Raw genomic sequence first — 15010 nt, forward strand, 5'->3', positions numbered from 1 at the left:
TTGTTTATCTCCTTCTTTTAGTTTGTTTGTATTTTTTATAATTAGTCTGATTATGTTTACAAAATTTCACATAACACTCCATACACTGACAATCATTATCATGCTTATTCCGACACTCTACACAGTAGCAATCATTATTACGTTTATTACAACATTCCATACACTGACAATCGTTACCATGCTTATCCCGAAACTCTACACAGTTACAATCATTATTATGTTGATTACAACACTCCATACACTGATAATCGTTACCATGCTTATCTCGACATTCCACACAATAACAATCATTATTATGTTGATTACAACACTCCATACACTGACAATCATTACCATGCTTATCCCGAAACTCTACACAGTTACAATCATCATAATGTTCTAGGTTTGAACGCGATTTTAAACTTAGTACATCTTCTAATTTAAAATGTAATAACATTTGATTTTTCGCAACATTTCGCAAAGTTTCATTTATACTGTTATTAATATGCATATAATCTTTGAAATTTGTAGGGCATGTCGAGAGAAAGTGTTGTAATTTTTCTCCCTCAGCATTTAATATGTGGGATAATCCAATTTCCTCCAGAGCTATGGAGGCAAGTAATAAATTTAAAGTTTCATGATGATTTAATGAAATTATCGGTGTTACATTTGGAACATTAGGTAAAGACATGAGGTCCCCTCTTTTCTAAAGAAATATTGTAGTCTTTTTATCTTATTATTAAATCTTTTTTGTAATGCAATTTTGGATACTTTTTTATAAAAAATTGTGGGTTAAATCAAAGTAAAGAATACTAGTATAAATATATTATATAATATATTTTTAAAGGGGGAATTTATGCTACAAATCATCCCTCCAAGGATAAAATGACCTCCCAGGCTTCTATTGCAAAATTTTTTACAGATAGAAAATTAGGTTAGAGTATTACTGGACTCTACGGAATTGCGAATAATTGCTATGATCTATTGTATTGTTTCATTTATATATAGCCTGAATCATTTCAATAATTTTCAAGGTACACAAAACGCGGTAAAGATTTTGAAATCCTACAACGGTAGCACAACAGAATTTTACATGTCTACCACCTCATTTTGTTATATATAAATATTAAAGTTATTTATTGTAAAAACTTGTTCCTTTAATTGTACAAAGTAACACATGCTTTTGGTCTGTTGTTAGAACCGTTGATTCTCCAAACGTTTTTACGAATCTTTTTCTAACTTTGATAGATATTGAGAAAAAGCAGTGTTTGTTGTTTTTATCTATTTTAAAATGTTGTACATTATATGCGATATTTATTTTTATAATAATTGATTCTGTATATACATAGAATATTACTAAATTGATTAAAAGTTTTTTAATAGTGTTTAATAAATTATTTTTTCGGAGGAGGAAAGTATTTGGAAAGAAATGTTGATGCTATAAGAGAAGCTATTATTAAACAAATAGAAAAGGATATAAGTGATGGTGGCATAAAAAGACATTACCAGACTGTATGTCCATTATGTCAAGGGGAAATTAATATTATTTTGCAAGACCAATCCCAAAATAAATGTTCACAGTGTAATCAAATAATTACTTTACATATAGAGTTTGATTAGACTTTTTGTTGATCAATGTAATTTTTCAATGTTGATAATACTATTGTACTTTTTATATTCTATTGGCGCAAAACTAAAATAAAAATTAAATATTATGAATCAGGCAAACTAGTTAAACATGTAGGAGATGACAATTTTAATCATACCAACAGGGCAGCTCTAATTTTTTATCATTTAAATTACTAAGCTGTTGTTCATTTCCCCTTGGTTTTCCCGAAATTATATTAACAATATGAAATAATGTGCGATGATGTGAATTTTTGTTTTATTACCGATTACATGGAATAATTAAATTCACCGCAAAAATAGCAAATGTTTTTACAACTCTATAAATGTGTTGACTATTATAGGCGGTATCACAACGAAAAACCATACATTTGGTTCCTGTATATCTCGAAGTGATACAGGAACCACCTTTCTATAATACACATTCACTGCTGTGAATGCATACGCCCGTAGAGTATCTTACGGTTTAGAGCAGATATGAACTTTATATCAACCATACGCAATGAGTAGATTTTCGCCATCATCTTGAAAGTCATATAAAAGCTACCCCATAAGGTAATATTTAATTGATACTCAAATTCATCTCATATAAGTCTTGATCGTGAGTAAGAAAATCGCCTTCTTCATAAAAAAAGTACCTACACTCGCAAACGCGGAAATATGACGAACAAAAGAGCGGCCTCAAAATACGTTGAAACAAGAGGTACTGATGTAAAAAAATTTTAAGTAAAGTCTTTTTATAAATTGTTAGACGCCCCGCAACAAGAACACAATTGACGGGAATGAAATGTTTCTGATACGACAATGACTTGTTTACCGTACCATTTTTCTTTAGCTCGAAACTGTGACCATGATACCTCATTAATCGCTTTTGCTAGCTTATGATTCTTTAACGTATTCGATACTTGCAAATCCTCTATACTAATAACATCGTAGCTTTTAATGATTCCAGTTGAGAGTTTGTCCAAGTCATCTTTTCTAACATTCGTCTAATTTATCTTTATAAACCTTGATCTGCTATTCATTGCTTTTGTAAAGCCATATAATTATCTAAATTTATTTTAGACATAATTGTAGTCCCATTTGGCACTAAAATCTGCGAAATAGATTGTATCACAGCCTTCAATTGTCCCTGCTCAATTGACTGTGATAATAGGATAATATGAAAAAAATTTTCATGAAATATTTCATGTAACTGGTCATATTGAATACAATAAGTAGGAGCTATCATATTAGCTATGGCGACAGCATTTTGATTTCCCTCTACACCAAATATTGAAGCTGTTGGATAACGTACTTTCATTTCTAGTAATGTCGCACCACAACCAGCTCCAACATGAAGAATGTTTACTTGGTCTTCCATACATTTATCTGCAAATTCTAATAATTCATAATGAATATATAAACTTTCTGAAGTAAACCCCCATTTTCTATAGAATTTCTCATTATTTTCATCTAAAGTTAACGAGAAATTAATTGCATCTGCTTTCCACGAAACACTTCCGTAATGATGAATAAATGTATCTCTACATAAATATAATTTGTATCCTTTTTCAAACATTCGTAACGATAAATCATCATCTTCATAGTTTCCTGGTGTAAATTGTTCATCCAATAATCCTATTTCATCTAAAATTGTTTTCTTGATAAGTATACAAAAACCTATTAGTTTCATACGCTCTTCCCATTTAGTGCCATCACTTTGGTTATATAGCCTTGCAAATTCTTGCATCTCTTGAATATCCTTGTAAGAGGTAGGAATAATACTATAATAAGAGGCATTATTAGTTACAGGCCCTACAGCCGCAGTATTTTCTTTTGCATACAAACACCTCTGCAAGTTCGTTAGCCATTGTTCCGTTACAACCACATCGTTATTCAATAATAAAATGTTCTCACCCTTTGCTTTTCTAATTCCTTGATTACAGCCTCTAGGAAAACCCATATTCTCTTCATTTTTCACAAGCTTAATATCAGGCTGCATTTCTAGCCATTCTACAGTACCATCTATTGACGCATTATCCACTACAATTAATTCGTAATCTTCCTGTACTGTATATTTCCTAATACTATGGATACATTCTTTAGTGTACTGTAATTGATTATGGGTTAATATAATTATACTTGTTAACATAAACATTCTCCTTTCACCACCCAAGATAATATCATCTTACAATGAGCTACCCGCAACTGCTTCGTGCTTTTATGGAAGGAAACCATTAGTCTATTCTTACAAGCTATTTTCCTTGTTCATTTAGTTTATAAAGGTAAGCAAAAATTCAACCTATCCCTGCCATAATCAGCGCCACTTTTTCTAAAATGATGTACTTGTGACATTCCTCTATATTGTTTGATACGTACCATTTTCAGTTTTAGTAATTTGATATGAACCTTTCACAATATAACATTTCCAGTAATTATATTGCTTTCTAACTTCACTAATATACCAATCTTTATAATTTATAAGACTGATTATGTCATAGGGGAAATAAAAAAACACTGTTAAGCACTTTATAACTACAACAAACCGAAATACACCTCCCAGCTATCGTTAGGCCATCAACGTGCATAAACTTGAAAAAAGAAAATTCTTTAAATAATTTATCATTAAAAAACTATTTTTTATACAAATTATCAAAATATTCCCTGTTATGTTTAATGCTAGGGTGATTAGGAAGGAATTGTGCAGCCTGTTCATTATGATAAATTGCTTTTTCATATTCTTTTATACAATCATAGCAAATGCACAATTGAATGTGCGGCAACCATGTATAACACGCTTCACAAATGAATGGAGAATCTTTTGGCTTTGGTCCTTCAATTGCTGAAAGGTACCAATAAATAGCTTTTTGGTACTCCTCTTGTTGTAAAAACAGATATCCTAAATGGCAACAAATTTCCGCTCTAGGTGTATCAAACATAAATGAGTACAAACAAGAATAAATAGACTCTTTCCACTTACCTAATTCTAAATAACATTTTGCTCTTTTCAAGCAAGCTTGAATATTATCTTCAAACCACCCTTCTCCCTCATCTAAAAATTTTGAATACCACTTAATTGCTACATCATATAATTGATGATCTTTACATTCATTTGCATAATAATATACATCCCGAGGATTTAATATTTTCCCATCCGCCAGATGTTTTTCATATATTTTTAAATTACGGTCAGTATGCCCTTTTTCTTTTTTATGTGTAACACCTATATCACTGTTTATCAAATTTCCATATACGGCTAAATATTCATGAACAAAACCATTCCATTGAAAATCCCTATTTCTCTTGACTAATCGATACCTCCTCAGCTGATATGTAGGATTCCCTTCTGCATCAAAATTCAAATAATATTTCATAGAAACCGCATCAATGCTATCATCTAACGTATGCTTTAATTGGAGAAATTTCTTTTTATCTTCCTCTGCAATTACGTCGTCTGCATCAAGCCAGAGGACATATTCTTTAGTGGCCTTAGAAAACGCAAAATTTCGTGCTGCTGAAAAGTCATCAATCCATTTAAAATCATAAATTTCCGCCTGGTATCTTGTTACAATTTTTTTCGTGGCATCTGTTGAACCAGTATCTACAATAACAATTTCATCAACTATATCTACAACAGAATCCAAACACCTGGAAATAGTTTGTTCTTCATTTTTTACAATCATACATAAACTGATTGTGATCATACGTTTTTCACCTCTACCCAATGTATTTTGGATACATCTATACAGAAAATTATTTCAACATCCCCTCTTACCATTGCATTATATGCAAAAAACTTTAAGTGTAGCATAACACCTAAAGTTTTTGTTTATTTTTTGATACGGCACGCTTTTCTTTAGCTTGAAAATATAAAGTTCAAAACTGTTGTTATATTTAGTACCAATCCTGCCAGGGTATTGTTATAATTAACATATTATTTATTCTGTCAATAACGACCGCACTACTTACTCCTTGTACGGCTACATAAACATCGACCGTTGCTATAATTGCACTAAACGGAGATATAGATCCATCAATTACGGTATATTAAAATTCGTTACATACACCTTATTGTTAGCTGAATTAACCGCAAAACAACATGGATCGGTTCCAACTTTAATTGTGCCTATTACTGTATTTGTTGTGCCATCGCTTGCTACGATCAATACAGGACTACCCTACGTTTCAGCTATATAAATTCTATTTAAATGATTCTATTAGCCTTCTACTTAGCACCTTCATCCGAATTATGCATACCTCTCAAGCTCAAGTTAAAGAGATTAGAAAAGGAATACAAAGTTTAATGTCATCATTTCTTCAGACATTTGAAAATTTTCTGGATATCGGACCTGTATTCCCAGCGGGTATTATCATCAAGATTGACCAAATTGAAAAATTTCAGGATGAAACCAAGATAGTCAAATACACAGGACTACCTTGGAAAAATTATTCATTAGGGCAATTTATTGCAGAAAACGCATCCCTTATCACGAGCAAGAAATCAATTTTTACGTAATTGCTTTGTTATGAAGCCGCCACCTATGTAAGGCGTCATATCCCTGAATATAGTGATTACTTCACAACACACAAATTTACATATTTGAAAAGAGCGCCAATAGAAAATGTCTAATAATATTATCCCTTTTTTGAAATTTCATTAACTCACATGCGATTAATTGTCTAGCTTCATATTGGTATTTTTTAAGTAGTACTGGTTCATTGAACTCTTGAATCCTCAAAAATGTTACTTGATATTCCACATCACAGATTTAATTATTCTCATTCTAAATTCACTTAACTACAATCCATCGAATACGTTAATACGCAATCCCAAAAAGAGGATTATCTCCGCAGGGATGATTCAAATAAACCACACTTCTCCCCCTAAATATCCCCATTATGGTCCTGTTATTCCTATAATATCAACTACGCTCTGTAATTTTGTTTGAAGTAGTAGCTCTTTTTTCATAACAGTATCTAACGTAGCATTCACCGCCTTATTAATCTTTAAGATATCAGTTATTGTAGCTCCAGGTCCCGTGATACCTGGCAACGTCCCTAAGGCAAACTGTATTTTCTCCCCTTCAGCATTAACAATGTGCGCCAACCCTAATTCTTCAAATGCGATGGAAGATAAAAGTAAATTAACAGCATCATCACGTGTTAATGTAATATTCGGCGTTATATTTGGTATATTAGGTTGAGACAAATTCATCATTCCCTTCAATTTAATTCATCTTGCATATAAGTACTTTATGACATAAAGCAAGTCCATCATTCCTTTTTTCTTTCACTTCGTAATACTATCCCTTCTGATCTATCTAAATTCTAAATTAAGATAACCACACTTCGTAGATACCACCAGTTATCATGAAAGCTTCTATATTTGTAATAATTTCTGATTTTAGACTAAAAAATAGAGTAGACACAGGTTAATATAACAAAAAAAGAAACAAATGGGATGTCTATATTAAGAAGGCTAAACATCAAATCGTTAAATACATTTTACAAACTGAAAAGACTGTGGCTCAAATTGCTCGCGAATGGGAAGCTTCAGTAAATACCCTTCACGGTTAGGTAAAGAAGTAGAAATAAAAACACAGTTATAAAGCATCGTACATTCCATCCCAAAGACAAAAGACATCGGAAACAATATGCATCATGTTCGCAAGCACAGTTAAATATTTGGGGATAACTTGAAACTTCCTATAATCTTAAAAGAATCTATTCAGTGAATGATTATTTATTACATAATAAAAAGAGAGCACCTACATCAGTAGATGCTCTTAATATGATAAGGAGTTAATTTTGAGTAAATATAAAACAACGGAGGGTTGTCTCATACCTGATTAATATATGCATATTATTTTCAAAGTGTGTAGGAAAATAAAAATTTGTGCCATTGTGCTCTTTTCATTAATTATTTTTTTATAATATTTCCTGTTAAACTACTTACTTTTTTATAAACACCTATCCCACACCAATGTTTCTTTCTCTCATATACTATTCAATATAAAATTCAAAAAAAAAGAGGAGAAATTTCTATGCAACGTGATATTCGAAAGGCCGTCGAAGAACTAAAGAGCTCAGGGATGGAGGATTTTTTACATCAGGATCCTTGTCAGTTCGATTACGATGAGGACTGCTCTCCAAGAGAAAGCTGTAAATGTCCGAAAACTAAATGTCCACGTGTAAAGAAATGTACGTTTTTCACAAAATTTACACATGTAAAAAAATTCACATATATAACACGATATACTCGTGTACGTGTAAAAAAATGGACATTCGTGAAAAAACGTGTTCGTGAAAAAAGATGTATACTTGTTACGAAACGCATCCGTTTAAAAAAGTGTATATCCGTAACCACGTGCACCCGTTTTAATAAAAAATGTTATTGGACAAGAAAATGTGTCTGTGAAAAAACCGTAACTTTTCCTCATTGTAATCATCATCCTGCTAGATGCCCTAATTCCCCTCCTTGTTGCGACGAATGAAAATACAACACCATATGGATCTTACATCCAAACCAAATCAACAGGGATATTTGTCTCCCCCAAATTACGCAATTGAACTCTAATTGATTAAGCTATCTCTGATTCCTTGCGGTTAAAAACCTTATCGCCTCATTTCTTATATTGAGACTTGCGTTACTATCCCTATCATGGTGTATACGACAAGAAGGGCAGTCCCATTTACAGGAACTTAGTTTTTAATGTCTTTGTTTCGATGCCCACAACACGAACATAATTAACTGGAAGCAAATGCTTTGAATACGATAATGTCTTGTTTGCGGTATATTCCAACACAGTTCCAAATTATGTTCATAGCACCTCGCTACTTGCTTTTGCTAATTTATGATTTTGGAACACATTTGATACCTGCAAATCTTCTATACCATTAACATGGTGGCTTTTTTGTGGTATAAGATTGTACGTTGTTCTTAGATTTGAAAAAGCGTGTATAAACATCCGCAAGGTTGTGAACAAACGACTGAATCGCAATGCAATCCACTTCTTTTAGCCAAACAACTCTTTCTTCATGGCAGAAAGAGTTGTTTGACAAAGCATGTACCATATGTCAAACCTTTCCCTGTTTCTTTGCATGCGTAATCCCATAGGGATAAGAAATGATTGAATACACAGCGAGAACAACCAATCGTTTTGTTGTTTAAAATTGTTTGTGCTTGATTTAGATAGATTCGAAACATATAGGCTTTATGAATCATCATTTGATTCACTTCCATTTCGGTATATGACTATCACACACCAAACACACATCCGGAATATAACATTTTTACAATTTATGTATATTGAACAAGGGATGGCTTCCTGCCATCCCTTGTTCAAAGCCAATTCATCTCCCACCTACTCACTGGGATGTGACCCTTGAGGCCCCTTAAGAAAGGAGGCTTCTTGGCTACAATGATAAATATCACTTTTTTCAAAAAAAATTTTAATGTGCATAATTTCAGTTATTTTTTAAGTCCGTAAAATTATTACGTTAGTTAAAATTATTTTTCGTTATATACAGCCCCGATCATCTAAACTATAATCAGAGCACATCACCTCTCCTCTCCTCTAATTAGATGGGATGTGACTATTGGCAAGATAATATAATCAGAAAGGACGATTTGATGAAGTATAAAAACTGCACACAAACAAAACGAAAATACAAACAAGCACTTCTTGCAACCGTAGCAACCATGTCTTTAGGAGTAAGTGCATTAGGAGGAGCTACTTCTGTATTTGCTGATGAGGTAATTCCTATAGTAAACGCTAATACATTAGAACAAATCCCTGAAGATTCTCAGGAACGCACAAAAAAGCAAGATGAAACACGTGAACATTTCAAAAATACACCCCCAAAAACACTTACTGTTTTAATCGCAGCGGATAAACAGTATCGAGATGCTCATTCGGATTGGAAAGAGCGCACAAAAGAATTAATAGAAAAAGGAACAGCAGATTTCAAGGAATATTATAAAATTAAATATGTTCCCATCCAATTTTATGAATGGGACTCCAAAGGAGAGAATCGCTCTGATATAATGTATAATTTTGCCGATGATTACACTACATATATAACTGACAACTCGAATTTTTCGGGTAGTTTCAGTCTTGTCGTTGGGTTTACTGCTAACAAAAAATATGGTAGTGCTTACGGAGGAATGTTGCCACAAACAATAGGACTAGAAGGGATTGAATCTATTCCAGTAATCACTATTAAAGATGTCCCAAGTAATAATATAATTTGTAGTATGGAAAGCACAATTAAGCATGAATTATCACATACTTATAGTGTACCGGATGACCATAAAGCAGTAAGAAATAGTGTAATGTCTTCTAAAGCGGGGATTACTGAGTGGTCTTCAGCTGAAATGGAAATTATACGTAAAAACAGAGATCGTTATCAGAACCATACTCTTTAGAAAATAACTGTACTATTTTATAGAAGATGCTAATTTGTTTTTCTATCATGTAAGCAAGTCTTAATGTAAAAAATCAAACTCTTTATCAGTAACAGAGGACTGAGCACTCAAAAGAGTGCTTTTTCAAAATTGAACCTTTAGCTCAGCTGGTTAGAACAAACGACCCATAACCAGGCAGTCGTAGGATATATAATCACTATATACCAGTATACTATAAAAATCCGTCTGCAAAATTTTAAGGTGACAAAAGTACAGGTATTATTGTGAAAATTACTGGTATCGATAACAGAAAAAATTTATACTTCTCTAAAAATACTCATCTACATATAATGGGGAACACCCAAACCTAATAAAGTGAGCATTTCTGATTTATTGCCGTAGCATTCCCCATCAGCAATAAACGAAAAGGAGATTTACCATGAAATATAAAGAACGAACACATGCAAAACGTAGGTTCAAAAAAGCAGTATTTGTTACTGCTGCAGCTATGTCTTTAGGGATGAGTACATTTGGAGGTACTATTTCTGCATTCGCTGCCGATAATACAATAGAAACAACTACCTTTAAGAAAAACATACAAACAACAGATGAAATCCATGTAAAAAAAGGAACAGAAGCAATAGTTAGGGCTGGCTTAGTACCTAGTCATGTAGAAAATTTTAAAACCATCGCTAAAAATACTCATACATATATTTTCTTTCGACCGGTTAATACACTATCTACAAGTTTGATTAAACAGGGTGCCTCAACGAAAGGGCTAAATGTACATGGAAAAAGCTCCAATTGGGGACCTATGGCGGGTTATATTCCTGTTGACCAAGACTTATCTAAAAAATATGGAAATAAAAAAGCAGTCGAAAAAGGAAATAAGGATAATGAGGACTCTTTTGTCGCAAATAACGGATTAAACGGGAAAGATCACATAACCAAAATTATTTTAACTCTAAATCAAGAACGAATAGAAGAACTGCAAAAAGAAAAGCTTTTAACAAAAGGCATAGAGCAAAAAGAAGACAGTCATGTATACCTTATGTTCGATGTAAAAAACCTTTCTTATGAATTTAGAATGGACAAACAAACTGGTCAAGTGCAATACAAAACTAAAAAAGAGCAAACTACGACATTAGGTAAAGAATTAGAAAAGTGGACCTTTTTAGAAGTAATGGCTAAAGTGGTCAATGGAGGGGCTAAAGCTCTTACAGCTGACTATGACTTATTTGCACTGGCACCTAATTTATCAGAAATCAAAAAAAGAATTCCAGTAAGCGAATGGGAGCAATTATTAGGAATAGAGAAACCTGTAGAAAAATGGAAAACTACAACCCAATTAATGATTAAACATGGGCTGACTAGAGAAAATAAAGAAGATGGAAAAGGAACATTAACAGATTGGCAAAGAGATATGATTGCTGTTTTAAATCAAGCTGCCATTGACAGTGGTTATACTGGTGGAACTGTCATTAATCATGGGACCGAACAAGATAATACAGAATTCCCAGAACAAGATCAAGAAATTTTCGTGATTACACCAAATGGAGAAACATTTTTAACAAAGAGTTGGGAAGATACCCAAAACTTTATTGCAAAAAATGTTATACAGGAAGGGTATTTATTTTACCAAAATAGGTCTTATAATACAATCGCACCTGGTAGGAAAGCACAGATTCAATGGAAAGCGTCTATTCCGACGTCTGTAGAATTTGTACAGGAACTATCAAAAATCAGAACTGCCACCAATAATACGGAATTAAGTGAAACAGTGACAACTGCCTATACAAAAGAGATTATAGTATTACTTAAGCAATACTATAATCCAGCGACTCAATTTTTAAAGCAAGAACGTAAGCAAGAGGAAGTTTCTTTATTCCGTGGTTTACAACTTCTAGAAAAAGTAAATCAGTTGCTCAATAATGTGAGTTTACCAAATAAAGAATATCAAACATATTTTGAAATGTTGAAAAAAATAATAACAAATCAAGTTCAATTGATTCGAAAATCACAAAATATTAAAATTTCAATTGAATCTCTACAGGAAAAGTTGAATCTGAATAATGCTAATATAGATGAAGTCTTTGCTACGTTTCATGTATTAATCAAATAATTCTTAAAGCATAGGGAACTATTCGAACAGACAGAATATTATCGGAAATCACAATAGTTTTTTTTGAAGTAGCAAAAATGTCCCCCCATGCGTCTTGCCACTTCAAAAAAAACTATATTAAATGGCTAATCTATGACTATGTGGATAGCTTTAGAAACATATATAATATTTCGCATCGCAAGGAAAAATTCCACTTCTCACGCCAGAAATATAAACTCGATTTTACACTATCACCTCAGTAACAACAGTAAATCCTCTGTTAATACGTATAGGTTGAATGATACAGTTTTATTGATTTTAACCCATTTATTTTTTTACAGCGCAATATACATACTACTATATCAATACTCACTTATTTCACTCTAATCATGTCCCAATTAAACTCGCATTCTTTAAATATTTCTAACGCATAATTTGTAAAACCAGCTATTTTTCTTATCTTACAAGAAAGCTCCTATAGGATAAATTATTTTATTCTATAGGAGCCATTTTATTTTTGATTATCTTATTCTAATTACGTTTTAAAAGATACATTTATAATATTGTTCAACTTAATTTGTCCAATAAACACCTATAAAATTACATATTTCCGTTGCTTCTTTAAGCTATTTGGATTATCGTGATAGTTGCAGCAGGAATATCAAATGGCATCCACCCAGGGTTACTGAGAAGACTATACCCTGGGCCTTCTATATAAAAATTCGGATCATTTAATGCCGTATTAGTATTAACTACCTCAAGAGCATCGCCCGCACTCAGTGGAATAATAAGGTCCCCACTTGGCTTTGTATCCCGAATACTATATACAGTATTCGGCGGAGTTGGTGCAGCTCCATTTATTGATATCCCCCAACTAACTCCAAGTTGCGTTGTGTTCCCTGATTGAACTGTAAAATTAACCCGATAAACCCCAGTATTTGGTACGGTTATAGTCGGAGTTCCTGCCGTATGAGTAATCCCCCCAGCTAATACAGCATTATTACTCCAAGGTATAGGCGCTCCTGTACTAAACTGCTGAAGATAATTATTAGCTGCCGGCACCACGTGATAGATATATCCATATGCAAGCGCAGCTAATCCTGTTGCTCCTGTTACCCCTGTTGCTCCTGTTACTCCTGTTGCTCCTGTTACTCCTATTATTCCTGTTGCTCCTGTTGCTCCTGTTGCTCCTGTTGCTCCTGTTGCTCCTGTTACTCCTGTTGCTCCTGTTGCTCCTGTTACTCCTGTTGCTCCTGTTGCTCCTGTTGCTCCTGTTACTCCTGTTGCTCCTGTTGCTCCTGTTACTCCTGTTGCTCCTGTTGCTCCTGTTACTCCTGTTGCTCCTGTTGCTCCTGTTACTCCTGTTGCTCCTGTTGCTCCACTACCTGTTCCTCCCGTTCCCGGAGGGCCTTGAGGACCTGTTGCTCCCGTCGGACCGGGAATCCCCTGAACTCCTTGAGGACCTTGAGGACCTTGAACACCTTGTACTCCTTGAGGACCTATTGGACCATCATTACCTTGCGGGCCTACCGGTCCTTGAATACCCGCTGGCCCTTGAGCCCCTGTTGCTCCCGTTGGGCCAGTAGGACCGGTCACTCCACTGCCTGTTCCCCCAGTTCCTGGAGGTCCCTGCGGGCCTGTTGCCCCCGTCGGGCCTGTTGCTCCCATGCCCGTTCCCCCCGATGCGCTAATTAATCCACTAACAGTATTTAATTTCGAATCCAAAAGTAATTCTTTTTTCATTGCCATATCAAGTGTATCTCGAACACTATTATTAATATTCAGAACATCTTGCAAAGATGCTCCTGGTCCTGTAACTCCTGGTAAAGTCCCCAACGCAAATTGTATTTTTTCCCCTTCTGCGTTTATAATATGCGCTAACCCTAGCTCTTCAAATGCGATGGAGGATAATAATAAATTTAATGCATCATCCCGCGTTAATGTAATATTCGGGGTTATATTTGGTAAATTAGGTTGCGACACTAACTCATTCTCCTTTACATCTATTAGATAACTTATAATACTTAGCCATAATAACTTCCTATCCTATGAAACCTAAAATGTATTTTCTTACCACAAACTAAATATCATAAATCTCACTACCATAGTATGATGAGAAACAAAATGATGTTCGTTCATTTTTCTAAATATAATAACAGCGGATTGTAAAGTACTTCCTAGACTCACCTACTGTTCTTATTATTAACTGAATTAACAAAATTACTGTTGTATTAACTAGCCCATTGATAAGTTCTTACTTGCTTGTAATCCTACAATTACCCTCCATATTTTAATGTTTGCAAGTCAAAAAAGTGACCTTATACAGGCTAAAGCATTCACTTTAGCTTAGACTTCTTCTAAAAAGGGCCATATACTTTATCTTGCAAATCATACTACTGTCGGAAAACACACTCCGAAATTTTTTTATTCCGTTCTGAAAGTGCTCTTTATTACAAAATACCCCACGCCTCGCTATCTGACTTATTATTTTTCTATACGGTCATACTAAAAGCAATTTCATATTGGAGGTGTAGCTTACTATATGATCTTTACATCTTCATTTTATTACTCATACTAGGAACCCATTTCATATGCTATAGCTTCTTCACACGGATTTCTTCGCTTTTTTGGATAGAAAAAATCCTCTCATGTGCTGTCATCATCATGAAGTTACCTAATATCTTTGAAGAAATTTTATCATACACTTCCAATTTATCATCAAGCATTCATTCTAAATTACATTGATATTGCCCAGAGGAGAAAGTACTTTTGTTCTATTTCATATTCATTGACCATATACTTGTAATGCGGAATTCCATAAAGCGTTTGACTAAGCGATTGAGCATTCTCTCCTAACCTGAGATTGCTCTCTTTTTAAATTATCTCATCTGCTATGACGGAAACAGTGAGGTTAA

General features: G+C 33.7%; 10 protein-coding genes and 3 pseudogenes. 5 read left to right on the plus strand and 8 right to left on the minus strand.

Annotated features, from left to right (window positions below):
• Positions 1–4: 4 nt before the first annotated feature.
• Complete coding sequence (locus tag M1D66_RS28805; protein ID WP_242555253.1) at positions 5–670, minus strand: alpha-helical endospore appendage domain-containing protein; 666 nt, start codon at positions 668–670, stop codon at positions 5–7.
• A gap of 728 nt (positions 671–1398) precedes the next feature.
• On the opposite strand from M1D66_RS28805, the gene M1D66_RS28810 reads away from it, so the two are divergent.
• Positions 1399–1599 (plus strand): hypothetical protein, encoded by a 201-nt coding sequence (locus M1D66_RS28810; RefSeq protein ID WP_242555254.1) that lies wholly within the window; start codon positions 1399–1401, stop codon positions 1597–1599.
• Positions 1600–2351: 752 nt separating this feature from the next.
• Here M1D66_RS28810 and M1D66_RS28815 read toward each other — a convergent pair.
• The 4 genes and pseudogenes from M1D66_RS28815 to M1D66_RS28830 form a co-directional block, all read right to left on the minus strand.
• Positions 2352–2594, minus strand: a pseudogene (locus tag M1D66_RS28815) (IS200/IS605 family accessory protein TnpB-related protein); the annotation flags it as partial.
• Positions 2595–2626: 32 nt separating this feature from the next.
• On the minus strand, positions 2627–3739 hold the full coding sequence (locus tag M1D66_RS28820; RefSeq protein WP_242555255.1) for a glycosyltransferase: 1113 nt from the start codon (positions 3737–3739) through the stop codon (positions 2627–2629).
• A gap of 481 nt (positions 3740–4220) precedes the next feature.
• Positions 4221–5270 carry a glycosyltransferase gene (locus M1D66_RS28825; RefSeq protein ID WP_242555276.1) on the minus strand — a complete coding sequence of 350 codons (1050 nt, stop codon included), beginning with the start codon at positions 5268–5270 and terminating at the stop codon, positions 4221–4223.
• Positions 5271–5624: 354 nt separating this feature from the next.
• A complete protein-coding gene (locus M1D66_RS28830; RefSeq protein WP_281976287.1) occupies positions 5625–5753 on the minus strand; it encodes a hypothetical protein in 129 nt (42 codons plus the stop codon).
• Between the two features lie 83 nt (positions 5754–5836).
• Here M1D66_RS28830 and M1D66_RS28835 point away from each other — a divergent pair, with 83 nt between their 5' ends.
• Positions 5837–6103: a hypothetical protein gene (locus tag M1D66_RS28835; RefSeq protein WP_479831986.1), complete on the plus strand. Its 267-nt coding sequence runs from the start codon at positions 5837–5839 to the stop codon at positions 6101–6103.
• A 381-nt stretch (positions 6104–6484) separates the two neighbouring features.
• Here the strand turns inward: M1D66_RS28835 and M1D66_RS28840 are convergent, their stop codons facing one another.
• Positions 6485–6805 carry an alpha-helical endospore appendage domain-containing protein gene (locus M1D66_RS28840; RefSeq protein ID WP_437263820.1) on the minus strand — a complete coding sequence of 107 codons (321 nt, stop codon included), beginning with the start codon at positions 6803–6805 and terminating at the stop codon, positions 6485–6487.
• A gap of 826 nt (positions 6806–7631) precedes the next feature.
• Between M1D66_RS28840 and M1D66_RS28845 the strand changes: the two are divergent.
• Positions 7632–8075 (plus strand): annotated as a pseudogene (locus M1D66_RS28845) (CotG/ExsB N-terminal domain-containing protein); the annotation flags it as partial.
• A gap of 98 nt (positions 8076–8173) precedes the next feature.
• Here the strand turns inward: M1D66_RS28845 and M1D66_RS28850 are convergent.
• Positions 8174–8815: pseudogene (locus tag M1D66_RS28850) on the minus strand (helix-turn-helix domain-containing protein).
• A gap of 405 nt (positions 8816–9220) precedes the next feature.
• Here M1D66_RS28850 and M1D66_RS28855 point away from each other — a divergent pair.
• Together M1D66_RS28855 and M1D66_RS28860 are read left to right on the plus strand one after the other, a co-directional pair.
• Positions 9221–10015, plus strand: a complete 795-nt coding sequence (locus M1D66_RS28855; protein ID WP_242555257.1) for a hypothetical protein — start codon at positions 9221–9223, stop codon at positions 10013–10015.
• A gap of 418 nt (positions 10016–10433) precedes the next feature.
• The gene (locus M1D66_RS28860; protein ID WP_242555258.1) at positions 10434–12116 is read left to right on the plus strand and encodes a CyaA/EF/ExoY family adenylyl cyclase toxin; all 1683 of its coding nucleotides are present in this window, start codon (positions 10434–10436) and stop codon (positions 12114–12116) included.
• A 600-nt stretch (positions 12117–12716) separates the two neighbouring features.
• Here M1D66_RS28860 and M1D66_RS28865 read toward each other — a convergent pair.
• Positions 12717–14078, minus strand: coding sequence for an alpha-helical endospore appendage domain-containing protein (locus tag M1D66_RS28865; RefSeq protein WP_281976288.1), 1362 nt, complete (start codon positions 14076–14078; stop codon positions 12717–12719).
• Positions 14079–15010 lie beyond the last annotated feature (932 nt).

This window comes from Bacillus sp. PK6-16 (genome assembly GCF_056530295.1).

What these genes read in the sequence shown, in the direction of transcription:
- M1D66_RS28805 (WP_242555253.1), bottom strand. Translation starts at nt 670, where the DNA reads ATGTCTTTACCTAATGTTCCAAATGTAACACCGATAATTTCATTAAAT.
- M1D66_RS28820 (WP_242555255.1), bottom strand. Translation starts at nt 3,739, where the DNA reads ATGTTAACAAGTATAATTATATTAACCCATAATCAATTACAGTACACT.
- M1D66_RS28825 (WP_242555276.1), bottom strand. Translation starts at nt 5,270, where the DNA reads ATGATTGTAAAAAATGAAGAACAAACTATTTCCAGGTGTTTGGATTCT.
- M1D66_RS28835 (WP_479831986.1), top strand. Translation starts at nt 5,837, where the DNA reads ATGCATACCTCTCAAGCTCAAGTTAAAGAGATTAGAAAAGGAATACAA.
- M1D66_RS28840 (WP_437263820.1), bottom strand. Translation starts at nt 6,805, where the DNA reads ATGATGAATTTGTCTCAACCTAATATACCAAATATAACGCCGAATATT.
- M1D66_RS28855 (WP_242555257.1), top strand. Translation starts at nt 9,221, where the DNA reads ATGAAGTATAAAAACTGCACACAAACAAAACGAAAATACAAACAAGCA.
- M1D66_RS28860 (WP_242555258.1), top strand. Translation starts at nt 10,434, where the DNA reads ATGAAATATAAAGAACGAACACATGCAAAACGTAGGTTCAAAAAAGCA.